The following is a 23,904-nucleotide window of genomic DNA, read 5'->3' on the forward strand; positions in this document are numbered from 1 at the left end:
CTTATTTCTCCACCTTTTTCTTCGAGTAATCTCGTTTACGAGGTGCAATTAACGATACATCGACGTCCTCATAGTGGAATGCAGGCTTTTGATTTTTTCCTTTGAACGTAGCCATCGTTGTTTTTAGGAATTCTTCATCGTTTCTCTCTGGGAAGTCCGGTTTGTAGTGTGCGCCTCGGCTCTCATTCCTGTTGTAAGCCCCAATCGTAATGACTCTTGCCAGCTGAAGCATGTTGTCAAGCTGACGTGTGAAGGCAGCACCTTGGTTGCTCCATGAAGCGGTATCATTGATGTTGATCTGCTTGTAGCGCTCCATTAGTTCTTCGATCTTCTGATCTGTTTTTAAGAGTTTGTCATTGTAACGAACGACTGTGACGTTATCCGTCATCCATTCTCCAAGCTCTTTATGAAGCACGTACGCATTTTCTGTTCCGTCCATGCTCAGAATGTTGTCCCATTTCTCCTGCTCTTTCTTCACAGCACTGTCAAATGTTGCAGAAGATAGGTCTTCCGCAGACTTTTCAAGACCGCTAATGTACTTCACAGCATTTGGTCCAGCGACCATTCCGCCGTAAATGGCTGAAAGCAATGAGTTTGCACCAAGTCTGTTTCCGCCGTGCATAGAGTAGTCACATTCTCCGGCAGCGAATAGACCTTTGATATTTGTCATTTGATCATAATCAACCCATAATCCGCCCATTGAGTAATGAACAGCAGGGAAAATTTTCATTGGAAGCTTACGCGGGTCATCACCCATGAATTTTTCATAGATTTCAATGATGCCGCCAAGTTTAATATCAAGTTCTTTCGGATCTTTATGAGAAAGATCGAGATATACCATGTTCTCTCCGTTGATGCCAAGCTTTTGCTCGACACATACATCGAAAATTTCACGCGTTGCGATATCACGCGGTACAAGGTTTCCGTAAGCTGGATATTTTTCTTCCAGGAAATACCAAGGCTTCCCGTCTTTATATGTCCAAACACGTCCACCTTCACCACGAGCCGATTCACTCATGAGACGAAGCTTGTCATCTCCAGGGATCGCTGTTGGGTGAATTTGAATGAATTCTCCATTTGCGTAATGAGCCCCTTGCTGATAGACGATGGATGCAGCAGATCCAGTATTGATCATGGAGTTCGTTGATTTTCCGAACACGATTCCAGGACCGCCTGTTGCCATAATGACTGCATCTGAACGGAAGGATTCAATTTCCATTGTTGTCAAGTTCTGAGCGACAATGCCTCGGCATACTTCCTCGTCATCTAACACAGCGCCAAGGAATTCCCAGCCTTCATATTTCGTGACAAGCCCTGCTACTTCATAGCGGCGAACCTGCTCATCAAGTGCATATAATAACTGCTGACCTGTTGTAGCTCCAGCAAATGCTGTACGGTGGTGCTGTGTTCCCCCGAAGCGGCGGAAGTCCAATAATCCCTCTGGTGTTCTGTTAAACATCACACCCATCCGATCAAGTAAGTGGATAATGGACGGCGCTGCTTCACACATTGCCTTAACTGGCGGCTGGTTGGCTAAGAAGTCTCCACCATATACCGTGTCATCAAAATGTTCATAAGGTGAATCCCCTTCACCTTTCGTATTCACCGCTCCGTTGATACCGCCCTGTGCACATACAGAATGCGAACGTTTTACAGGTACGATTGAAAATAGTTTAACAGCTGTTCCCGCTTCTGCTGCTTTAATAGTTGCCATGAGACCAGCTAAGCCGCCTCCGACAACGATGATGCTAGAATTACTCATTGTAGCCCCTCTCCCTCTTCTACTAATCTATTTCCTCTTAAACAAAAGCGAAAATTGCTCTTAGCCCTACATATGAAAGCGCTATAAATATACCTAATGTCACATATGTGGAGATTCTTTGTGAGCGTGGTGAAACAGTAATTCCCCAGCTGACAGCAAATGACCACAAGCCATTAGCAAAGTGGAAAATAGTAGATAAAACGCCGACAATATAGAAGCCTAGCATAAATGGAGAGCTTAAAATATTCGCCATCATGTCATAATTCACTTCAGCTCCAAGCTGAGCTTGAATTCGCGTTTCCCATACATGCCAAGTGACAAAAATCAATGTGATGATACCTGAAACCCTTTGCAGTCTGAACAACCAGTTTCTTAAGTAACTGAAGCGAGACGTGTTGTTTTGTGCCGTAAAGGCTATGTACACCCCATAAACAGCATGATAGATCAGTGGTAAGAAAATCACGAACAGCTCAAGTGCATATCTGAATGGAAGCTGTTCCATAAAGTGTGCAGCTTTGTTAAACGCCTCTGGTCCACTCGTCGCAAAGTGGTTCACCACTAAGTGCTGAATTAAAAATAGACCGACCGGAATGACGCCAAGCAAAGAATGCAATCTCCGATAAAAAAATTCTTTGTTCCCCGACATTACTTTACCCCCTAGTAAAAAGTGCAATTGCTAAAAATTGTCTTACCCCCGCTTCTTTCAATTGTAAGCACTTTATTCAAATTTATTGACAATTTCATTTTACTCCTATGTCAAAAAAGCGTCAAGAAACCGCGTACATAAATTAAAATTTTCCGAAATTTAAAAGTTTTAAATCAAAATTCGTTTTACTACAATAAGAATTTCTTAGACTTCAGGGAAAACTCTGTCATCATATGCTCACATAAGCTATAATAAATTGTTGAAAGAGGGGAGCCTTACAATGAATAAATTCGAATCTAACTTAGAACAGCTAAAAGAAATTGAAGTCAATGGATTTGCCTACGAGCTGATACGCGAAGTTCTGCTGCCTGATATTCTTGGTCAGGATCATTCATCTATGATGTATTTTGCGGGTAAGCTGCTTGCTCGTAAATTTCCTCAAGAGTCATGGGAGAAGATCCCCGAATTTTTCCATGATGCCGGATGGGGAACTCTCACGATGGTCCATTCGAAAAAACAGGAAATTGAGTTTGAGCTCGAAGGTCCACTTGTATCAAATCGACTCACCTATCAAAAGGAGCCATGCTTTCAGATGGAAGCAGGTTTTATTGCTGAACAAATCCAGCTTCTCAACGAGCACGTGGCTGAATCTTATGAACAAGTGAAAAAGCGTGCTGATAAAGTCATTTTAACCGTTAAATGGGATTTAAGAGACCCTAGCTAACACTCTTTATGAAAGGCGTGGACTTTAGGTCACGCCTTTTTTGTTTGCCTCCTTCTATCATAGCATACTTAGTGAATAGGTTTACGCACGTTTTCCTTTCTTGAATGCGGCGGTTTCGAATATAAAAAAGAGGTGCACTCTTTCATGAGATACACCTCCTTTTTGTTTTAAGAATGGGCAGCTACCTTTGATAATTCAAACGCATCATGCAGTGCTTCTACTGCTTTGACCATATCGTCACGGCCAACCACTGTTGAGACTTTGATTTCAGACGTACTAACCATTTTCACTTGTATGTCTTTTTCCGCTAACACAGCGAACATTTCAGCGGCTACGCCTGGATTTGAGACCATACCCGATCCAACGATAGATACTTTGGCTAATTTGCTTTCTGTCTCGATCTGTTCATAGCCAAGTGCTCCCTTATATTCTTCTAACACTTCAACTGTTTTAGACAAATCATCCGTTTTCACAGAGAAAGAGATCGACGTCTGATTCGTGCTTGTGACGGACTGAATGATGATATCCACATTGATGTTTTGTTTCGCAAGTGTCGTAAAGATGGTCGACAATGTGGTGAGACCGCTTGAAAGACCGCACACCGTCACGCGTGTAATCTGATCCTCAAATGCAATGCCTCTGACGACTAAATTTTGTTCCATGGATGATTCCTCCTCAATTAACGTACCCGATTCATTTTCAATACTAGAACGGACTTCTAGTGGGACTTGATAATTTTTCGCAAATTCGACAGCTCTCGGATGCAAGACACCAGCACCTAAATTAGCCAGTTCGAGCATCTCATCGTATGAAATACCTGCAAGTTTTCGCGCGGCCGGTACATAACGCGGATCTGTTGTAAACACACCTGGAACGTCTGTGTAAATATCACATTTATCCGCTTTGAGTGCAGCAGCAAGTGCCACAGCTGTTGTATCTGATCCACCACGTCCAAGCGTTGTGATATGTAAATCATCTGCAATGCCTTGGAAGCCTGCCACAACAACCACTTTTCCTGCACTTAATTCCTCTTTTATTCTTGATTCATCAATATCGACGATTCTTGCGTTACCATGTACTTGCTCTGTTTTCATACCAGCCTGCCAGCCTGTAAAGGAAATGGCATCATAGCCTTTTGCTTGTAGCGCCATCGTTAATAAGGAAATGGTCACTTGCTCTCCAGTTGCGAGCAGCATATCCATTTCTCTTTTGCTCGGATGATCTGTGAGTTCTATCGCTAGGTCTACTAGAACATCCGTTGATTTACCCATTGCCGACACAACCACAACCACATCATGTCCGGCCTCGCGTTCAGCGATGACCCTTTCTGCAGCATTGCGAATTTTTTCTGTCGATCCAACAGATGTTCCGCCAAATTTTTGTACAATTAGTCCCATGACTACCACCCTTTTTCAAAAGATCACGTGTGAGAGAAGAGGCAAGAAGCGGCTTTGGAGATTGCCTGCTCACTGCAAATAAAAAAAGCAATGAGAGAACAGATCTCCCATTGCTTTATAATCATCATCAAACGATGCAAACAATGAGATAGCCCTCCAAGAAATAAATTCTTGACAGCCCTACATTTCTTCAATGTACAGCCAGCGAATAAAATGAGTGGATTTTATTCACTTCGGCGACGCTCCCCTTTCAGCCCTCTTCCTAGATCCCATCGATCTCTGAAGGCTTACTCTTGAAGTTCGCACCTCTATCTTCAACAAACAACACGTTCATTTATTAAATTTAGTCACAATCTTAACAGACTTTTGGAAAAAGTACAATCTATTTTTTTAAAGCTTCCATTAAAAGCTCGGCCGTTTGTTTCGGGATGCCAGCCTCTTGAAAGTCTTCGATCGTGGCTTCTTTCATCTTTTTCACAGAGCCAAAATGTTTAAGAAGCTGTTTTTTACGCTTTTCTCCGATACCTGGCACATCGTCTAAAATAGATTGAAATGCATTTTTTCCGCGTAGCTGCCTGTGAAAGCTAATTGCGAACCGGTGCACTTCATCTTGAATGCGCTGCAATAAATAGAAGGCCTGGCTATTCCGCTCAAGTGCAACAATTTCAAGTGTATCGCCCATCATTAGATTGGAAGTACGGTGCTTTTCATCTTTGACTAGACCCGCTACTGGAACAGACAGATTCAACTCATTTTCAAGCACATCTATCGCTGCATTGATCTGGCCCTTTCCTCCGTCAATTAAAATCAAATCTGGTAGTGGAAGCTCATCTTTTAACACGCGAGTATACCGCCTTCTAATGACTTCACGCATCGATGCATAATCATCTGGCCCTGTGACGGTTTTAATTTTGTATTTTCGGTATTCCTTTTTATACGGCTTCCCGTCCTGAAAGACGACCATGGCAGAAACCGGGTCTGCACCTTGAATATTTGAGTTATCAAATGCCTCAATTCGGTAAGGCATATAAATATTTAGCGCATCTCCAAGCTGCTTCACTGCACCAATGGACCGCTCTTCATCACGCTCAATGAGTGAAAATTTTTCTTTTAAGGCGATTTTGGCATTTTGATGGGCAAGTAATAGCAAATCCTTTTTCTTTCCTTTTTTTGGCTGATGAACGTTCGTCTCAAGCAATTGTTCAATCATCTCTTGATCTACGCTATCTGGCACCAAAATTTCCTTCGGTAGGAAGTGGTTGTTCTTTGCATAAAATTGCCCCATAAAGGTGAGGAACTCTTCCTCAGGATCTTGATACATAGGAAACAGGCTGACATCACGTTCAATCAATTTCCCTTGCCTGATGAAGAAGACTTGGACACACATCCAGCCCTTGTCATAGGCATATGCAAACACATCTCGATCTGATAAATCGCTCATCGTCATTTTCTGCTTTTCCATCGTAGAGTCGATATACGCGATTTGGTCTCTCAATTCTTTTGCCCGTTCAAACTCTAGTTGTTCGGCAGCTTCCTGCATTTTTTCGGTGAGTTCTTTTTTAATTTGCTGGTGTCCTCCGTTTAGAAACCTGATGATTTCGTCCACGAGCTGCTTATTCGTTTCTTCAGAAATGTCATACACGCATGGCGCGAGACATTGTCCAAGATGATAATAGAGACAGACGCGATCAGGGAGGGTGGCACATTTTCTGAGAGGATATAAACGGTCGAGCAGCTTTTTCGTTTCTCTTGCTGCTTGTACGTTCGGGTATGGTCCGAAGTATTTCCCTTTGTCCTTTTTCACATGACGAGTGACGATCAGCTTAGGATGTCGTTCATTCGTAATCTTAATAAAAGGATACGTTTTGTCATCCTTGAGCATGACATTGTATTTTGGGTCGTATTTTTTGATTAAATTTAGCTCTAAAATGAGTGCCTCGATATTAGAAGAGGTGACAATGTATTCAAAATCCTCAATTTCACTGACAAGCCGCTGCGTTTTGGCGTCATGAGATCCAGTGAAATAAGAGCGTACTCTATTTTTTAAGACCTTTGCCTTCCCCACATAAATGACTGTATTTTGTCGATCTTTCATTAAATAGCAGCCTGGTTGATCTGGCAAGACCGATAGCTTTTCTTTGATCAGTTTGTTCATATTTTCATCCGTCCTTGTTTTCCTCTTTCACTCCTTCTAGTGTATCACGAACATTTGTTTTATACCATATTGAAAGAAAAGCGGTTCTCGTCTTTACGAGAACCGCTTCAGTGAGTATGCCGCTTGGGCATAGACAGGTTTATAGATGTTTGTTAACAAGCTCAGCAAGTGCTTCTTTTGGTTTGAAACCAACAGAAGTTTCTACCACTTCACCATCTTTTAAAACAAGAAGTGTTGGGATACTCATTACGCCGTATTTACCAGCAGTTTCTTGGTTATCGTCTACATCAATTTTTACAATTTTCATTTTATCGCCCATTTCTTGATCAAGTTCTTCAAGAACTGGAGCAATCATTTTACAAGGTCCACACCATGGTGCCCAAAAGTCCGCAATAACAACACCTTCTGCAGTTTCTTGTGAAAATGTTGCGTCAGTAGCTTTTACGATTGCCATTATTCATTCCTCCAATGTAAATTATGCTTTTTAGTATAGCATCTACCAATGTGACTTGCGAATGAAATGCTTACGAATCATTTTTTATGAAATGAATTAAAAAACAAACCGTACAATCGCACCAATGACAACAATTGCACCGATAATCATGAGAATCGTTCTTAGCATATAAATAACTCCCTTTCCGCTTCGTTTACAATGTATGATGCCCCAACATCCTGCTCATCAAACATCTAAATATGCGATCAAGCCAAATCGATCGTGATCATCACCACAGACATTGGCGGCAGATCTATGGTCAACTCACCGGGTTTTACAGCAAATTGCTGAAACTCTGCTGGCTGGACAGCATGAGGATCATCAAATGTGTTGTGCGCATTCATGCGGTCCGCTGTCAGCACGCGGCCCGTGACTTTCATTTGTGCATCCAAACCTTCAATGGCAAGGGATACTTCGTTTTGTTCATGCGGATTTAAGTGACAGAAGCTAATATGCATCTTATCTGATGAATGCGAAGCTGACACACTAACTTGAGGTATTTTTTCACCGCTTCGTTCATAAGGCGTTGACACGAATTCCACTTCAAGTGCTTCCTCCTCTTGATGCACTTGAAACATGTGAAACACATGATACGTAGGCGTCAGAAGCATTTTTTCGTCTTCCGTTAACACCATTGCTTGAAGAACATTGACCGTCTGAGCAATATTCGCCATATGAATTCGCTGGCAATGACGATGAAAGATATGAAAATGAAGGGCACAAACCAGTGCGTCTCTTAGCGTGTTTTGCTGATACAAAAACCCTGGATTTGTTCCTGGTTCTGGATCATACCATGTTCCCCATTCATCAATGATCATCCCGATTCGCTTGTCTGGATCATAGCGATCCATGATCTCTCCATGATCCACGACAAGCCGTTCCATCTCATAGGCTTTTTTCAACGTGATAAACCATTCATCTTCATCAAATTCAGTCGCTGATCCTTTCTTCTCCCACGTACCAGGTACGGTGTAGTAATGCAAACTGAGTCCATCCATCCAAGGTGCGGCCCGCTCCATTAATACTTTTGTCCAATTCACATCATTTGAATTGGCTCCGCACGCAATTTTGTATATGGATTGACCTGCAAATTCTCTCACATACGTTTGATATCGTTTATATAGGTCGGCATAGTATTCAGGCGTCATATTCCCACCGCAGCCCCAGCTTTCGTTTCCTACACCAACATAGGTCAAATCCCAAGGTTCTTGTTTTCCATTTTGAATGCGCCAATCGGACATAGGTGTTCCCTTTGGAAAGGTGATGTACTCGACCCAGTCTGCTAATTCTTGAACAGTTCCACTTCCCACATTTCCGCAAATATAAGGCTCACATTCAAGTAGCTCACACAATTTCATAAACTCATGCGTACCAAATTCATTGGATTCAACCGTACCACCCCAATGAGTGTTCACCATCGGCTTTCGTTCGCTCAGATCTCCCACACCATTTGCCCAATGATACTCGTCTGCAAAGCAGCCGCCTGGCCACCTAAGCACCGGAATATGTAATGCTTGAAGGGCTTTTAGCACATCTGTCCGAATCCCCTCAATATGATCAATCTCTGAATTTTTTCCGACCCAAATCCCGTCATAAATTCCTCTTCCTAAATGTTCTTGAAAGTGTCCATAGATGTGTTTAGAAATACGTCCGATCACGTCATTGACTTTTACTGTCCCCTTCACTTATCAACCGCTCCTTTGTGAATTGATTACATACAAAAAAACCCAGAATACCTAGGCATTCTGAGTGTATGAGCGTTACGAGTGGATATTCATCTTTTTTAACTCTTCATTCAAAAGCGGTACCACTTCAAACAAGTCACCGACGATTCCGTAATCGGCAATTTTGAAGATCTCAGCTTCTGGGTCTTTGTTAATCGCCACAATGACTTTACTGTTAGACATCCCCGCTAAATGCTGAATCGCCCCTGATATCCCGCACGCAATATAGAGATCAGGTGTGACGACCTTGCCTGTTTGCCCAATTTGCAGGGCATAATCACAGTAGTCTGCGTCACAGGCGCCACGCGAGGCACCGACTGCTGCGCCCAGCGTCTCAGCGAGTTCATTCAGCGGTTCAAACCCCTCCTTGCTCTTAACCCCACGCCCACCGGCAACAATGACCTTTGCTTCAGATAAATCTACACCTTCTGACGTTTTTTTAATGACTTCCTTCACGATCGTTCGCAGGTTTTGTATATCGACAGAAACCGGTGTAATGTCTCCGCTTCGTGAGGCATCCCGCGCAAGAGGTGCCACGTTGTTCGGGCGTATGGTTGCCAAAAGCAGACGATCTGTTGAAATCACTTTTTCGAAGGCTTTTCCAGAGTAAATCGGTCTTGTGAAAACAAGATGTTCTCCGGTAACGCTTACATCGATGGCATCTGATATGAGACCAGTTTGCAAGCGTGCAGCTATTTTCGGCGACAAGTCTTTTCCGATAGAAGTATGTCCAAAGAGGACGGCATCTGGGTCAACCTGATCTAATATGGCTTGAAGTGCCTGCGCAAAACCATCTGACGTATAATATGAAAGGTGCGGATGCTCCACAATCATGACATGATCCGCTCCATAGTAAAGCAGTTCATTCGCTTGGTCTTTGACGTCATCCCCTATTAACACGCCAATGACTTCACCGCCATCTGCCACTTGATGAGCGGCAGCAATGGCTTCAAATGTCACATTTCTTAATTTACCGTCACGACTTTCTCCAAGTACAACAACTTTTTTACTCATCTTTCAAGTTCCCCCTTGTTCTCGTGATATCGTAAAGTGGATGTTTAGATGACCTTTGCTTCATTTCTTAGTAAATCTGTCAGTTCTTTGACTTGATCCTGAAGCTCACCGCTCAGCACCTTGCCACCCTCTTTTTTCTCCGGTAAGAAACGTTCTATTGTTTTGATTTTATATGGCACATCGTCTTCATCGAGATCTAAATCATCAAGTTCCAATTCTTCTAAAGGCTTTTTCTTTGCCTTCATAATGCCAGGTAGTGATGGATAGCGTGGCTCATTAAGACCTTGCTGCGCAGTGACAACAAGCGGGAGCTCAGCAGAAATGACTTCCACATCACCTTCTGCATCTCGTTCAATCGAAGCAGAACCGCCTTCAATTTGAATATTTGTAATCGTTGTGACATATGAAAACCCAAGTAATTCAGCAAGACGCGGGGCAACCTGTCCAGAGCCACCGTCAATTGCCACATTCCCTGCTAAGATCAAGGAAGCCTCTTTGTCTTTTAAATAATGGTAAAGAATCGTAGAAGCAGAAAATTGATCCCACTCTTCTAAGTCGTCTTCCACATTTAATAAAACGGCTTGATCGCAGCCCATAGCAAGCGCTGTTCTCAGCTGCTTTTCCGCATCCTCACTGCCAACTGTCACAACGGTCACTTCTCCCCCGTGCTCGTCGCGAAGCTGGATGGCTTCTTCTATGGCATACTCGTCATAAGGATTAATAATGAACTCTGCTCCATCTTCTAGAATTGCACCAGATTGAATCGAAATCTTCTCTTCCGTGTCAAACGTACGCTTCATCAAAACAAATATATTCATTCATTTCTCCCCCTTGTATCGTTTAATCCCTTATTCCCCTTTAAAATTTGGTTTGCGCTTTTCGATAAAGGCTTGGATGCCTTCTTTGGCGTCATTCGATTGGAAAATCTCACCGAATTTTTTGGCTTCTAGCTTCATACCGCCATCATATGAATACAATTTTGTCGCATTCAATAAATCCAGCACATACTCGAGTGATTTTGGACTTTTCGTTGCAAATTTTGACGCAAGTGTTTTGGCTGCTTCGAGCGCTTCTTCCTCTGTTTCTGCCAGCTTTGACACAAGTCCGCAAGCAAATGCTTCTTCACCTGTAATCGGTTCAGCCGTACCCATCATTTCAAGCGCTTTAGCAGAACCAACATAGCGCGGCAGGCGCTGCGTACCACCGAATCCTGGAATGATGCCTAGGTTTAGTTCCGGCAGTCCAAGCTTCGCATCTTTTGTTGCGATTCGGATATCACAAGACATAGCAAGCTCAAGGCCCCCGCCTAATGCAGCTCCGTGAATTGCAGCAATGACCGGTTTTGGACATTGTTCAATCCGTTCAAAGACCTGCTGCCCTCTGTCTGCAAGGCTTGAATAGTCAGACTCTTCCTGTAACGTCGTAAATTCCTTAATATCAGCACCTGCTGAGAAAAATCTTCCTTCCCCGTGAATCACAATGGCTCTTACTTCTTCATTTTGTTCGAGCTGGACAAACATGTCATTAAGCTCGCTAAGCAGCTGAGAAGATAAGGCGTTTGCTGGTGGATGCTGAATCGTGATAAGTGCTGTCTGTCCTTCATGATGTAAGGTGAGTATCTTTTCCATGTCAATCATCCTTTTTCAAAATGTCTTTAAGATTGATGTATTCCGTTTAAGAGTAGATCACGTACGTTTTCTGCGAGTGCAGGAAGATCATATTTTTGATCATTCATGACCCATGTAGTAGCGGTTTCATCAATCGTCCCAAATACCATTTGTCTCGCTAAACGGACATCAAGATTCTGTCTAAATTCTCCTGTTTTCTTTCCTTCTGCTAATATGGATTCGAGCATATTTAAATACCCTTTCAGCACCTCATTGATTTTTTGCCGCAGCTCAAGGTTTGACTGCCTAAGTTCAAGCTGTGTCACAAGAGCCAAATGATGATTTTGCGCAAGCATACGAAAATGCTCTTCAATGAGCAGTAAAAGCTTTTCTTTCGCAGACGGTTTCTTTTGAATATCTGTTTCCATCCGTTCGATGAATTGTCCCATTTTTTCTTTGAATAATGAGATCAAAATATCCTCTTTATTTTTAAAATAAAGATAAATGGTTCCGTCTGCTACCCCTGCCTGTTTCGCAATCTTTGAAACTTGTGATTGGTGATAGCCGTTCTCTGCAATCACCACAACTGCTGCATCAATAATTTGCATGTACTTCGGTCTTTTCTGCTTCAATGTGCTTCGTCCCTTTCTAAATTGAATGAGTATTCATTCATAACTTTATGTTAAAAAGAAACGGGCGATTTGTCAAGTCATCTTCTTCTTTCTTTTCCTCTTTTAGCATAACAGAGGAAGCGGTCAACATTCAAATCATCCGGCCGGTGGACCGGATGACGATGCCGCTATGTTTTCGGTTGATCGGCAGGCGTTTCAGCTGAAGAAGCGTGTTTTCTTTTTTCTTCTTCAATTAATACTCTGCGCAAAATCTTCCCGACGGCTGTTTTAGGCAGTGACTCTTTAAATTCATACACGCGCGGTACTTTAAATGAGGCAATTCTCGTCCTGACAAAGCGATCAAGTTCGTCCTCTGTTAAGTAGGCATTCTTTTTCGGCACAATAAATGCTTTCACTGTTTCTCCTCTGTACGGATCTGGAATACCTGCGACAACGACTTCTTGTACAAGCTCATGCTCATAAAGGGCTTCTTCGACTTCTCTTGGGTATATATTATAGCCGCTCGCAATGATGACATCTTTTTTTCGGTCGACGATATAGAAAAAACCGTCCTCATCCATATACCCTATATCTCCGGTGAAAAACCAGCCATCTCGTAATACAGCCTCTGTCTCCTCTGGCTGATTCCAGTATCCTTTCATGATCTGGGGGCCTTTCACAATGATTTCCCCATGCTCATATGGTTCTTTGAGGCCTCCGGTTTCTTCGCAGTAAATACCGGCATCTGTATTAGGCCACGGGCAGCCAATGCTGCCTGTTTTGTTCGCTCCCCATAAAAAGTTAGAATGAGTGACGGGAGAGGTTTCTGAAAGTCCATACCCCTCCACTAAACGTCCTCCTGTTAATTTTTCAAAGCTTTGTTTGACTTCAACAGGAAGTGCCGCTGAGCCGCTTAGACATGCAGTGATGGACGACAGGTCATACTTTTCAATGTTCGGATGATTCAGCAAGGCAATATACATGGTTGGTGCGCCTGGAAATAGTGTCGGCTTCTGTTTTTCAATGGTTTTGAGGGTATCTGCGACATCAAAGCGTGGGAGCAGAATCATTTGATGCCCTTCTTTGACCGCAAGATTTAAGACAGTCGTCATTCCGTAGACATGAAAAAACGGAATGATGCCGAGGATGCGTTCTTTCCCCCTGTTTGTTTTATACATCCAGGAAGCGCACATTTCAGTATTCGCTAAAATATTCTCATGTGTGAGCATGACCCCTTTTGGTAAACCGGTCGTTCCACCTGTATACTGCAAAACAGCGATATCCTCTTTCGGATCAAAGGCAAGTGCGGGTATCTGCTGTTCACCAGCCGATTCTTTCATAATCTGCGCGAAGTGATGAATGGTATCATTTTTCTCGACTTGGATGACCATTTTGTTTTTTCTTCTTTGCACAATAGGAAACAGTATGTTTTTCGGGAATGGTAAATAATCTTGTAGTTTGGTAACGATGAAGTGCCCCATACTTGTCAACGCTTTCATTTTATAAGCCTTTGGATACAACAAATCTAGCGTGATCAGCACTTTGGCGCCGCTGTCTTCCATTTGATATTCCAGTTCTTTCTCTGTATAAAGCGGGTTTGTTTGAACAACGATACCGCCTGCTATTAAAACAGCATAATAAGAAATGACCGATTGAGGACAGTTCGGCAGCATGATCGCTACTCTGTCGCCTTTTTTCACGCCAATATTCATCAGATGACTGGCTAGTTTCAATACGTCTTCTTGCAGCTGTTCATAGGTGATGTTCTTTCCTAGAAAATGAATGGCTGTATGCTCAGGTGCAGCCTCTGCGGAGCTGAATAAGTAAGATTGTAATGTTTCATTTGGGATGGTGAGTTCGTGGGGAATTTGATTCGGGTAATGCAGAAGCCAACGTTTATCTGACTGCATAAAAACCCTCCTTCCTGAACTTTCGTACTATTATAGTATAGCAAACTTTTCCTTAGGGCAGTTTGCTTTTTTCTAATAGGGCTTGGTTCAATTGCACATGTTTACTTTTTGGCCGGTGTTTCAATAGAAGCTCTTTTTCCTTCATGATGCCACTGTTCATATAAACCTCCAATTGCACGAAAAGACTCGTTGACTCTATCCACGATCTGTTGATGGATACTTGGATCATTCGGTAAATGCGTCTGGATGTTGTCGACTTGATACTTCCTCATCATGTCGATGTAAACCGTGAGAAAAATGGTGTCTTCTAAAATCCAGTAAATGACTTCATCCGCCACTTTTGTTCTTTTATGCAACATTTGAATTCCTCGTTCATATTGAATGAGGATATAACCACTCGAATCGATTTGAATATAGGGACTCAAATCATCAAAAAACCCTGACGTTTCAAATGGACGTGCAATATATGGTTTGTATATGTCTCTTGGAAGGGATGTCATTTGAAGACAAGTATCAATGCGCTTGATTAGTTCGTCTTTTTGCAGAATGCGCTTCATGTCATTCGCCGCCTTTGATGAGATAAAAGCTGCCAAGGGATTCCTTGACAGCTTTCTCACGTTGTTTTTTTCATTTCACAGGAACAGATAAACGGCACCAATGACCGCAAAAGTGCAGGCAACTACGATTAATACTTTTGCTAGCTTTTCCATGTCGTCTCCTTAAATGCCGGCTGCAACTACGTAAGACAGCCCAACTGAAATGATGAGTGAAATAAACCCGACCGCTCTATTATCATTTTCAATCTCTTTGTCTACTTTAAAACGCGGTGTTAAAAATTCAAAAATGAAATAGCTGACAAGCAGCATCACAAAACCGTATACGCCCCATCCAACCATTTGAAGAAGGGAATTGTGCTGTGCGATTGAATGCTGAAACACATTCGCAATCCCAAAGATCTTTCCGCCTGTTGCCATGGCAACAGCTAAGTTGCCCCGCTGGATCTCTTCCCAGTTTTTATAAGAGGTGACGAGTTCAAAAATGGTTAGAAATAAGACGAGACACAGGACGGCCACGCTATAATAGGCGGCAATTTCCACAAGTTCATTTTCCCAAAAGGCTTTCATGCGTTTTCTCCTTTTTACTTTAATTCGACGATGGTGACGCCTGATCCTCCCTCACCTTGTTCGCCAAAACGAGCATTTTTCACACTTCGATGCTGTTTCAGTAATTCCTGAACTCCTTTTCTAAGGGCGCCAGTTCCTTTTCCGTGAATAATAGACACGCGCGGATAACCAGCTAATACAGCATCATCTAAATATTTTTCGACTCTGCTTAAGGCATTTTCATAACGCTCGCCTCTTAAATCGAGTTCAAGCGAGACATGATAATCTTTCCCTTTAACTGCCGTGATGGCTTTTTCTTGCTTAAATTCAGGTGCTGATTTGATAAATTCCATGTCTTTTTCTTTTACCTTCATTTTCAGAATGCCCATTTGGACACTCCATTCTTTGTCGCCTGTTTGTTCAAGCAACGTTCCTTTTTGTCCGAAGGTGAGCACTTTGACTTCGTCGCCTGACTTCAGCTGTCTTACGGCTTTTTTCGCTGGCTCTGGCTTCTTTTTCCTGTCAAACTCAGGAACGGCTTCTTCAAGACGCTTTCGCGCATCGATGAGTTCATGCTCTTTGAATGAGCGGTGTTCACTTTTTATCGAACGGAGCTCTTGAATGATATCTTCTGCTTCTTTTGATGCTTGTTCAATTTTCTCTTTCGCTTTCTGTTCAGCTTCTTCAAGCAGTTTGTCTTTTTGCTCATTCCATTCAAGAATTTGTCTTTGCAATTCTTTATGAAGCTTTTCTGCTTCTTTTCTATAGACTTCTGTCTCATGCAGTTCTTCTTCTGCCTGTTTCTTGCTATCTTCTAATGAAGCAATCATTTGGTCTACTTCATTATGCTCTGCATGCATATCTGCTTTTGCTCGGTCTATAAGATGAGCCGGCAAACCAAGACGCTTTGAAATTTCAAATGCGTTACTTCGGCCAGGCACACCGATGAGCAGGCGGTACGTTGGTGATAAGGTTTCGATATCAAACTCCACGCTTGCATTCGTGACGCCTTCCCTGTTATACCCATAGGCCTTCAGCTCGGGGTAATGAGTCGTTGCAATGACACGTGCATTTGTTTGATGCACTTCATCTAATATACTCATCGCAAGTGCCGCACCTTCAGCTGGGTCTGTTCCTGCCCCCAATTCATCAAATAAAACGAGAGAGTTAGAAGTCAAATGTTTTAAGATATCGACAATATTGACCATATGAGATGAGAACGTACTCAAGCTTTGTTCGATGGATTGTTCGTCTCCAATATCAGCAAAAACTTGGTCGAACACAGCCACTTCAGAACCTTCTTCAACTGGAATATGGAGGCCCGCCTGTGTCATCAGCGTCAGAAGACCAAGCGTTTTTAAAGTAACGGTCTTTCCCCCTGTATTTGGTCCAGTGATCACGATTGTTGAAAAATCTTTACCGAGTTCAATATCATTTGCGACAACTTGATCCCGAGGCAATAAAGGGTGTCTTGCTCGTTTTAAATAGATTTCTCCTTGATCATTCACAGCAGGTTTTGTGGCTTTTTCTGTCTTTGCATATTTAGCTTTAGCAAAAATAAAATCTAGCGTCTGCAATTCCTTTACATTATGAAGCAGTTCTCCAATGTGCTCTGATACGCTCTCTGTCAGCATTTGCAGGATCTTTTCAACCTCTTGCTTCTCTTTTAAACGGGTTTGCTGCAAGGTGTTATTTACATCCACGACCACTTGCGGCTCAATAAAAAGGGTTGCCCCAGATGAAGACTGATCATGAACAATTCCGCCGTAATTCGAGCGGTACTCTTGTTTCACAGGAATAACAAACCGGTCATTACGAATGGTGACAATGGTGTCTGACAGCATTTTTGAAGCCGATTGTGAACGAATCATCGCTTCTAATTTATCACGGACTTTTGATTCTAGTGAGCGTAATTGAATGCGCAATGAACGAAGGGCAGGGGTTGCATGATCAAGCACTTCTCCATTATCACCAATACAGCTTTCGATTTCTTTTCTGATTTCTGGCAGTAATATCAGCGTCTCAGCATATGTATGAAGGCGCGGTATGTCTACCCCATCTTCATACATGGACGTGAGAAAGTGTTTCATATTTTTCACCGCATATAATAGCCCTGCGATTTCCATCAGCTCAGAAGGGCTTAATGTACTGCCGATTTCTGCCCGTTTCACTGCACGTCTAATATCTGTTAATCCGCCAAATGGCGCAGATCCCTTTAAGCGGATCACATCTTGCGCTTCTGCTACCTCTTCCAGCAAATGCTGAATGGTTTCTATATCCGTCAAAGGTGTTAAATCCTGCGCTCTTTCTTTTCCTAATGTGGATGCGGTATAGGACATCACTTTTTCTTTTACTTTATGAAATTCTAATGATGATAACACTTTTTGTTGCAGCATGGTCCAGCCTCCTAACGACTACCTGTCACGCGTTAAAAACTTTTTGATCTCGTTTAGAGTAAAAGTATTCACGACATTTCCTTTTGGTGTCCAGCCCTTTCTTGCAGCTGTTACACCGACTTCCATATGTTCCAGCATGGCGATGTTGTGCGCATCTGTATTGATCATAATGTTCACACCCGCTTCATTTGCTTTGATTAAATGCTCTGTTTTCAAATCAAGTCTTGATGGATTGCTGTTGAGTTCAAGTGCAGTGCCTGTTTTCTTCGCAAGCTCTATGAGCTGATCTATATTTAAGGCATAGCCATCCCGTCTACCGATCAAACGGCCTGTTGGATGTGCAATTAAATCGACATGTTGATTACGCAAGGCATTTTCAAGGCGTTCCATAATGACTTCCTCCGGCTGAGAGAAGCTAGAATGAATAGATGCAATGACAAAATCCATGTCTTTTAGAAAGTCATCATCATAATCTAATGATCCATCAGGCAGGATATCCATTTCGACCCCTTTAAATATGTGAAAATGCTCGAATTCCTGATTCAACTTATCAATTTCTTTTGCTTGTAGACGCAAACGTTCTTTTGTTAAGCCGTTGGCTACTTTTAAATATTGTGAGTGGTCTGTAATCGCCATGTATTCATAGCCTTTTGCGATACATGCTTCCGCCATTTCACGAATAGAGAAAGCTCCGTCACTCCATGTTGAGTGCATATGTAAATCGCCTTTAATATCTTTCAGTTCTACAAACTGCATACTTTCTTTATACGTATCAATCTCCGCTCCGGTTTCACGAATTTCTGGTGGAATGAGCGGAAGTTGAAAATGCGCATAAAAAGCGCTTTCGTCTTTAAACGTTTTCACATCTCCAGTTTCAATCGTTTCCACACCATATTCGCTAATGCGCTCTCCGCGTTCCTTTGCTAGTTGACGCATGCGAATATTGTGATCTTTTGAGCCAGTGAAATGGTGCAGCGTCGTTGCGAATTGATCTGCTGTCACAAGCCGGAAGTCGACACTGATCTCAAAATCAAGGGCAAGCACAACAGATACCTTCGTATCACCGCTTGCGATCACTTCTTTCACATCATCAAGTGCAACGAGATGCTCTCTGACTTGCTCAGGATTGTCTGTTGCAATGATATAATCTAAATCTTTGACCGTTTCGCGTGCACGTCTTAAGCTGCCGGCTCTTGAAAAACGGATGATACCTTTCATCTCTTCAAGCGCATGATCAATCCGCTCTGCCACATCTAATGCAAAGCCAATCGGCAGTCGTTCCGGCTGCTTTCCTGCTTCCTCAAGAGCTGCGAGAATCTTTTCTTCTGTTTTTTTGCCGAAGCCAGCAAGCGCTTGTACCTTTTCCGCTTCGCATGCTTCTTTTAGAGACTGTGCATCATGGACGCCAAGCTCTTGGTAAAGCTTAGCGATCTTCTTACCGCCGAGTCCTGGCAATTTCAAAAGCGGGACAAGTCCTTCAGGCACTTCCTTTTTTAATTGTTCGAGTGTTTCTGATTGCCCTTTTTCGATATACTCAGTGATCACAGCAAAGGTTCCTTTTCCAATGCCGGGTAATGCTAATAGATCATCTATTTGAGAAAGGCTGCGGTCATCTTGCTCCAGTGCCGCTGCTGCTTTACGAAAAGCAGAAATTTTAAAAGGATTATCTCCTTTTAGCTCCATATAGACTGCAATTGTTTCAAGAAGTTTGATAATATCTTTTTTATTCATCTCTCATCCTCCAGCCGCTTTGGCATCTTCCTTTATAAATATACAAACTTTTCCTTCATCCTACAACTTTCTGTCATGGAATGAGAAAAAACTTCTCCAAGAAAGGAGAAGTTTTTAAACTCCATACGTCGTCCATAAGTCTTTGACAAGACTGGACAGATAAGGGGTGTGGCTTACGATCGCATCTGCTAATATGGATTTACTCAACATTGTTTGTAGGGCATCGACTGGAAGTAATGCAGCGACAAACAAGAGAATAAATACAAATAGATAGGTTTCAAGAAATCCTAAAACACCGCCAAGCAGTTTGTTGACCTGTTTAATCACAGGGATACTTGCAATGGTTGTGAGCAATCCGCCAATGATGGCGAGCAGGATTTTGGTCAAGATAAACAGAATGATAAACGCAATGGTATTATAATAAGCTGCTTCTAGATTCCCACTAAAGAAAGCGAGCTGCGCTTGACCGCCGCTAAAATTAGGTGCTGGAATCCACGTAAGCTGTGGGGCAAGTGACTTGTAAAACATGGAAGCCACTAAGATAGAAACAACAAAGCTGATCAATTTTATAAATTGAAGAATAAACCCGCGTTTTAGACCGACAAGCGTTCCCATAAGAAGCAAAAACAAAATGATGATATCGATCACGGTAATTTCATTCCTTTTCTTTAAGCTGAATCTCTAGTTTTTCGTATTGCTCTTTTAATTTCAAGTAGTCGTGGACGACATTGACTGCTGTCAGTACAGCTAATTTGTTTATATCAAGGTATGGGTTTTTTTCATTTATTTCTCTCATTTTATCATCAACAATTGAAGCAACGTGTCGCATATGCATCTTCTTTTCTTGACCGATGATCGTATAGGACTGTCCGTAAATCTCAACTGTTGTTTTCGTTTTACCGCCGTCAGACAACGTTTCTCCTCCATTCCACGAGAATCCTAGTCTCTATCATAACATGTTTAGACATTGAATGGAAAGACGAGCCCTTCCCTGTTATGGTACACTTTAGAAATCAATGATATCAAGGTAAAAAGGAGTTATCCACTGTGCCCCAATCCGTCTTAAAAGCAACATCAGAAGACCTTAAAAAGATGAAAAGCGCGTATGCGCACCACTTAACTGATACGTTACCACCAGGCGCCCTCTTTCAAGCAAAGGTTCCTGGCTGTACGATTACAGCCTATCGATCTGGAAAAGTGCTGTTTCAAGGACAAAAGGCAGAAGCTGAAGCCAGTCAATTTAGCCATTTACAAGCAACTAATCCGAAAAGTTCAAAAACACCTGCTGTCACAAAATATAGTCCGCCGTCAGGAATTGCCTCTATGTCCGTCATCGGTTCTGATGAGGTAGGAACAGGTGATTATTTTGGACCGATAACGGTCTGTGCCGCCTATGTTGATGCCAGTCACCTTGCTCTCATGAAAGAGCTTGGCGTAAAAGACTCAAAAGGCCTAAAAGACCCGCAAATTATCAACATTGCTAAAGATCTCATCAAAACCATTCCGTTCAGTCTTCTCGTGCTTCGAAATGAAAAGTACAATGCCATGCAGGAAAAGGGCATGAGTCAAGGAAAAATGAAGGCGCTCCTTCACAACCAAGTCATCACCTCTGTCCTGGAGAAATTAGACGGGACAAAGCCTGAAGCTATTTTGATTGACCAATTTGCAGAACCGGGTATTTATTTTAAGCATCTTGCTGGAAAAAAAATCATTCGGGAGCGGACGTACTTTAGCACAAAAGCAGAAGGCATTCATTTGTCAGTTGCTGCGGCTTCCATTATTGCAAGGTACGCTTTTTTAATTGAAATGGATAAGTTATCTAAAGCAGCAGGGTTTGAGATTCCAAAAGGAGCTGGTCCTCATGTGGACAAGGCGGCTGCAAAGCTCATTAAGCTGCATGGCGAAGAGGCTTTACGTCAATTTACAAAACTGCATTTTGCCAACACACAAAAAGCGAAAAAATGGTTATAAAAAAGAGCTAGGCCAATACGGCTTTAGCTCTCAGATTGTTGACAAAGGGCTAAAATGAACTTTATTTTAGCCCTTTGTCTTCTTTTCAGCGTGATAGAAAACCTTTGCAGCCCTAGGAAGAACGAGCACTGGCGCAGAGCGAATTTGACATTCGTGAGCACCAGCGCGCAGGACTGACAACGAATGCGAGGGTTTGTCTACACGCTGAGAGTTAGGCCCATATGACCTTAGCTCTTTTTTTCTTTAACCGCGCAAGACGGCTTGATACGTATCTTCTAATGCTTTCAATACTTTTGTATGAACAGCGGTGACTTCTTCCTCTGTCAATGTTTGTTCCGGGTTTAAATATTGGAGAGAGAATGCAACAGATTTTTTACCTTCTTCCATGTGTTCACCTTCATACACGTCAAAGACGGATAGATCAGTCAGTAAATTCCCGCCCGCCTCATAGATGACCTGTTCCAGCTGTCCGCTGGAGATATGTTGATCTACGACTAGTGCAATATCTCTTGTGACAGCAGGAAATCTCGGAATTGCTGTATATTTCATATCCTTCGATTCAGACGTCATCACATCTGTTAAATCAAACTCGAAGACATATGTTTCTTTTAAATCTAATTCCTTTTCAACGATTGGGTGAAGTGCTGCAACAAACCCAATGACTTTTCCATTTAAATGAACATCTGCTGTACGTCCTGGGTGAAGACCTTCACGCTCTGCTTGAACATATGTGATTTGGCCTGATACACCAAGCTTTTCAAATAGACCTTCTGCAATTCCTTTCGCTACATAAAAATCGACAGCTTTTTTCTCGCCCTGCCAAAGATTTTTATGCCATAAGCCTGTCAGCGCCCCAGCGACATGCTCTTTTTCCACCGGTTTTGCCCCTTCAGTTTCTGCTAAGAACACAGAACCCGTTTCGTAAAAACCAAAAGAATCAGCTTGTCTAGCCAAGTTATAGGCAACTGAATCAAGTAAGTTTGGCAGTAGACTTTGTCTAAGCACACTTCGTTCCTCACTCATTGGCAGAGAAAGTCTTGTTTTATAAGCTGAATTCAATGCAAAGGCAGTAGATTTTTGCTGATTTGTCAATGAATACGTGATCGCTTGAGAAAGACCTGCGCCTTCTAAGAAACGTCTCACCTTTCTGCGCTTCACTTGGTATGGCGTGAGACCGCCGACTGTACCAGCTGTCGCAGGTAGTGTAGATGGGATATTATCGTAGCCGTATAATCTCGCAACTTCTTCAATGAGATCTTCTTCAATTGTGATATCCATTCTGCGAGAAGGAACTGTTACGACAAGAACGTCATTTGATTCGCCCACTGTAAAGCCCAGTTTGTTGAAAATTTGAATCATATCTTCTTTTGAAATGCTCATGCCAAGCACCTTGTTCACACGCTCAGTGGATACGTGGATGACATTCATATTTGTTTCAAGGTGGTTTTCCTCTACAGTCCCACTTAACACTTCACCACCTGCATAGATGCTGATCAATTGCGCTGTTCTTTCGGCTGCTGATTTCGTACGTTGGGGATCAAGTCCTTTTTCAAATCGTGTGCTTGATTCACTGCGAAGCCCTAGATCTCTAGATGCTTGACGGACTGTTTGACCGTTGAAATATGCCGCTTCTAAGAGAATCGTTGTCGTTTCATCACGCACCTCTGATTCAAGGCCGCCCATGACGCCTGCGACAGCGTGCGCTTTCGTGCCATTCGTGATGACAAGATGCTTTGATGAAAGTGTACGCTCTTGCTCATCAAGTGTTTGAATGCTTTCACTATCAGTTGCTTTACGTACGACCACTTGCTTTGAACCAAAGCGATCATAATCAAATGCATGAAGTGGCTGACCGTATTCAAGCAGGACAAAGTTTGTAATATCGACGACATTGTTAATTGGGCGAATGCCTGCATTCATCAATCTTGTTTGAATCCAAAGCGGTGCTGGTCCAATCTTTACATTTTTAATGATCTTCGCAGCATAAAGTGGATTCGCTTCTTGATCTTCAATTTTCACAGAAATATAGTCTGCTGCTTTTTCTGAAGACGTGTCATGTGCTGTATCAGGAAGTTTAATCTCTTTCCCTAAGATGGCTGCAACCTCATAGGCAACACCTAGCATATTCAAGGCATCCGCGCGGTTTGGCGTTAAGCCAAGCTCAAGTACTGCATCGTCTAACTGAAGTGCCTGAAGGGCATCTTCCCCGGGGTTGACGTCATTTGGGAAAACAAAAATACCTTCTGCATATTCTTTTGGTACGAGTTTGCTTTCGACACCTAATTCTTGCAGAGAACAAATCATGCCATGAGACTCTTCGCCGCGCAGCTTTGCTTTTTTAATTTTAAAGTTCCCAGGAAGGACTGCGCCAACCGTTGCGACAGCCACATATTGACCTTTGTCCACATTCGGCGCCCCGCAAATAATTTGAACCGGTTCGTCTTCTCCGATATCCACGAGACATTTGTTTAATTTGTCGGCATTCGGGTGCTGTTCTCGCTCCACGACGTGTCCAACAACAACTCCTTTAATGCCTTCGCCTTTATATTCAACGGCTTCCACTTCAATTCCACTTCTTGTGATTTTTTCTGCTAATTCATCCGGCTGAATGCCTTCTAAATCGACATAGTCTTCTAACCATTTATATGAAACAAACATGT

General features: G+C 42.6%; 20 protein-coding genes and 1 riboswitch. Of the genes, 2 read left to right on the forward strand and 18 right to left on the reverse strand.

Annotated elements, in window-relative coordinates; genetic code table 11:
* Nucleotide 1: 1 nt before the first annotated feature.
* The gene (gene sdhA / locus MHI35_RS12740; protein WP_012010817.1) at nt 2-1,762 is read right to left on the reverse strand and encodes a succinate dehydrogenase flavoprotein subunit; all 1,761 of its coding nucleotides are present in this window, start codon (nt 1,760-1,762) and stop codon (nt 2-4) included.
* Between the two features lie 37 nt (nt 1,763-1,799).
* On the reverse strand, nt 1,800-2,408 hold the full coding sequence (locus MHI35_RS12745) for a succinate dehydrogenase cytochrome b558 subunit (RefSeq protein ID WP_044139954.1): 609 nt from the start codon (nt 2,406-2,408) through the stop codon (nt 1,800-1,802).
* 280 nt (nt 2,409-2,688) lie between these two features.
* On the opposite strand from MHI35_RS12745, the gene MHI35_RS12750 reads away from it, so the two are divergent.
* Nucleotides 2,689-3,132: a YslB family protein gene (locus tag MHI35_RS12750; protein ID WP_003216293.1), complete on the forward strand. Its 444-nt coding sequence runs from the start codon at nt 2,689-2,691 to the stop codon at nt 3,130-3,132.
* A 167-nt stretch (nt 3,133-3,299) separates the two neighbouring features.
* On the opposite strand, the gene MHI35_RS12755 is transcribed toward MHI35_RS12750, so the two are convergent.
* The 15 genes from MHI35_RS12755 to zapA all read right to left on the reverse strand — a co-directional run bounded on the left by MHI35_RS12755 (nt 3,300) and on the right by zapA (nt 20,186).
* Nucleotides 3,300-4,529: an aspartate kinase gene (locus tag MHI35_RS12755; protein ID WP_335348999.1), complete on the reverse strand. Its 1,230-nt coding sequence runs from the start codon at nt 4,527-4,529 to the stop codon at nt 3,300-3,302.
* A gap of 141 nt (nt 4,530-4,670) precedes the next feature.
* Nucleotides 4,671-4,848, reverse strand: a riboswitch (Lysine riboswitch).
* A gap of 63 nt (nt 4,849-4,911) precedes the next feature.
* Complete coding sequence (gene uvrC / locus MHI35_RS12760) at nt 4,912-6,684, reverse strand: excinuclease ABC subunit UvrC (RefSeq protein WP_335348998.1); 1,773 nt, start codon at nt 6,682-6,684, stop codon at nt 4,912-4,914.
* A 139-nt stretch (nt 6,685-6,823) separates the two neighbouring features.
* On the reverse strand, nt 6,824-7,138 hold the full coding sequence (trxA, locus tag MHI35_RS12765) for a thioredoxin (RefSeq protein ID WP_003216330.1): 315 nt from the start codon (nt 7,136-7,138) through the stop codon (nt 6,824-6,826).
* Nucleotides 7,139-7,383: 245 nt separating this feature from the next.
* Nucleotides 7,384-8,862: an alpha-N-arabinofuranosidase gene (locus tag MHI35_RS12770; protein WP_335348997.1), complete on the reverse strand. Its 1,479-nt coding sequence runs from the start codon at nt 8,860-8,862 to the stop codon at nt 7,384-7,386.
* Nucleotides 8,863-8,937: 75 nt separating this feature from the next.
* Entirely contained in the window at nt 8,938-9,915 is a 978-nt protein-coding gene (locus MHI35_RS12775; protein ID WP_144520884.1) for an electron transfer flavoprotein subunit alpha/FixB family protein, read from the reverse strand.
* A gap of 44 nt (nt 9,916-9,959) precedes the next feature.
* Complete coding sequence (locus MHI35_RS12780) at nt 9,960-10,733, reverse strand: electron transfer flavoprotein subunit beta/FixA family protein (RefSeq protein WP_211062911.1); 774 nt, start codon at nt 10,731-10,733, stop codon at nt 9,960-9,962.
* Nucleotides 10,734-10,763: 30 nt separating this feature from the next.
* On the reverse strand, nt 10,764-11,543 hold the full coding sequence (locus MHI35_RS12785) for an enoyl-CoA hydratase (RefSeq protein WP_335348996.1): 780 nt from the start codon (nt 11,541-11,543) through the stop codon (nt 10,764-10,766).
* 26 nt (nt 11,544-11,569) lie between these two features.
* A complete protein-coding gene (locus MHI35_RS12790; protein ID WP_003216590.1) occupies nt 11,570-12,154 on the reverse strand; it encodes a TetR/AcrR family transcriptional regulator in 585 nt (194 codons plus the stop codon).
* A 167-nt stretch (nt 12,155-12,321) separates the two neighbouring features.
* Nucleotides 12,322-14,043 (reverse strand): AMP-binding protein, encoded by a 1,722-nt coding sequence (locus MHI35_RS12795; RefSeq protein WP_335348995.1) that lies wholly within the window; start codon nt 14,041-14,043, stop codon nt 12,322-12,324.
* A 101-nt stretch (nt 14,044-14,144) separates the two neighbouring features.
* The gene (locus MHI35_RS12800; protein WP_144520892.1) at nt 14,145-14,600 is read right to left on the reverse strand and encodes an immunity 63 family protein; all 456 of its coding nucleotides are present in this window, start codon (nt 14,598-14,600) and stop codon (nt 14,145-14,147) included.
* 162 nt (nt 14,601-14,762) lie between these two features.
* Entirely contained in the window at nt 14,763-15,167 is a 405-nt protein-coding gene (locus MHI35_RS12805; RefSeq protein ID WP_007501637.1) for a DUF350 domain-containing protein, read from the reverse strand.
* Between the two features lie 14 nt (nt 15,168-15,181).
* On the reverse strand, nt 15,182-17,539 hold the full coding sequence (locus tag MHI35_RS12810) for an endonuclease MutS2 (protein WP_335349050.1): 2,358 nt from the start codon (nt 17,537-17,539) through the stop codon (nt 15,182-15,184).
* Nucleotides 17,540-17,560: 21 nt separating this feature from the next.
* A complete protein-coding gene (gene polX / locus MHI35_RS12815) occupies nt 17,561-19,273 on the reverse strand; it encodes a DNA polymerase/3'-5' exonuclease PolX (protein WP_335348994.1) in 1,713 nt (570 codons plus the stop codon).
* 114 nt (nt 19,274-19,387) lie between these two features.
* On the reverse strand, nt 19,388-19,921 hold the full coding sequence (locus MHI35_RS12820; protein WP_144520897.1) for a CvpA family protein: 534 nt from the start codon (nt 19,919-19,921) through the stop codon (nt 19,388-19,390).
* A gap of 7 nt (nt 19,922-19,928) precedes the next feature.
* Complete coding sequence (gene zapA / locus MHI35_RS12825) at nt 19,929-20,186, reverse strand: cell division protein ZapA (protein WP_144520899.1); 258 nt, start codon at nt 20,184-20,186, stop codon at nt 19,929-19,931.
* Nucleotides 20,187-20,320: 134 nt separating this feature from the next.
* On the opposite strand from zapA, the gene rnhC reads away from it, so the two are divergent.
* A complete protein-coding gene (gene rnhC / locus MHI35_RS12830) occupies nt 20,321-21,244 on the forward strand; it encodes a ribonuclease HIII (RefSeq protein WP_144520901.1) in 924 nt (307 codons plus the stop codon).
* A gap of 243 nt (nt 21,245-21,487) precedes the next feature.
* Here rnhC and pheT read toward each other — a convergent pair whose 3' ends face one another.
* Nucleotides 21,488-23,902, reverse strand: coding sequence for a phenylalanine--tRNA ligase subunit beta (pheT, locus tag MHI35_RS12835; RefSeq protein ID WP_335348993.1), 2,415 nt, complete (start codon nt 23,900-23,902; stop codon nt 21,488-21,490).
* Between the last annotated feature and the right edge of the window lie 2 nt (nt 23,903-23,904).

Source organism: Bacillus sp. FSL K6-3459, from assembly GCF_038003305.1.
Classification (GTDB): domain Bacteria; phylum Bacillota; class Bacilli; order Bacillales; family Bacillaceae; genus Bacillus; species Bacillus pumilus_O.

Coding starts and splice junctions, on each gene's coding strand:
- MHI35_RS12775 (WP_144520884.1), bottom strand. CDS start 9,915: ATGAGTAAAAAAGTTGTTGTACTTGGAGAAAGTCGTGACGGTAAATTA.
- MHI35_RS12785 (WP_335348996.1), bottom strand. CDS start 11,543: ATGGAAAAGATACTCACCTTACATCATGAAGGACAGACAGCACTTATC.
- MHI35_RS12745 (WP_044139954.1), bottom strand. CDS start 2,408: ATGTCGGGGAACAAAGAATTTTTTTATCGGAGATTGCATTCTTTGCTT.
- MHI35_RS12795 (WP_335348995.1), bottom strand. CDS start 14,043: ATGCAGTCAGATAAACGTTGGCTTCTGCATTACCCGAATCAAATTCCC.
- uvrC (WP_335348998.1), bottom strand. CDS start 6,684: ATGAACAAACTGATCAAAGAAAAGCTATCGGTCTTGCCAGATCAACCA.
- pheT (WP_335348993.1), bottom strand. CDS start 23,902: ATGTTTGTTTCATATAAATGGTTAGAAGACTATGTCGATTTAGAAGGC.
- trxA (WP_003216330.1), bottom strand. CDS start 7,138: ATGGCAATCGTAAAAGCTACTGACGCAACATTTTCACAAGAAACTGCA.
- sdhA (WP_012010817.1), bottom strand. CDS start 1,762: ATGAGTAATTCTAGCATCATCGTTGTCGGAGGCGGCTTAGCTGGTCTC.
- MHI35_RS12750 (WP_003216293.1), top strand. CDS start 2,689: ATGAATAAATTCGAATCTAACTTAGAACAGCTAAAAGAAATTGAAGTC.
- MHI35_RS12755 (WP_335348999.1), bottom strand. CDS start 4,529: ATGGGACTAATTGTACAAAAATTTGGCGGAACATCTGTTGGATCGACA.
- MHI35_RS12800 (WP_144520892.1), bottom strand. CDS start 14,600: ATGAAGCGCATTCTGCAAAAAGACGAACTAATCAAGCGCATTGATACT.
- MHI35_RS12780 (WP_211062911.1), bottom strand. CDS start 10,733: ATGAATATATTTGTTTTGATGAAGCGTACGTTTGACACGGAAGAGAAG.
- MHI35_RS12805 (WP_007501637.1), bottom strand. CDS start 15,167: ATGAAAGCCTTTTGGGAAAATGAACTTGTGGAAATTGCCGCCTATTAT.
- polX (WP_335348994.1), bottom strand. CDS start 19,273: ATGAATAAAAAAGATATTATCAAACTTCTTGAAACAATTGCAGTCTAT.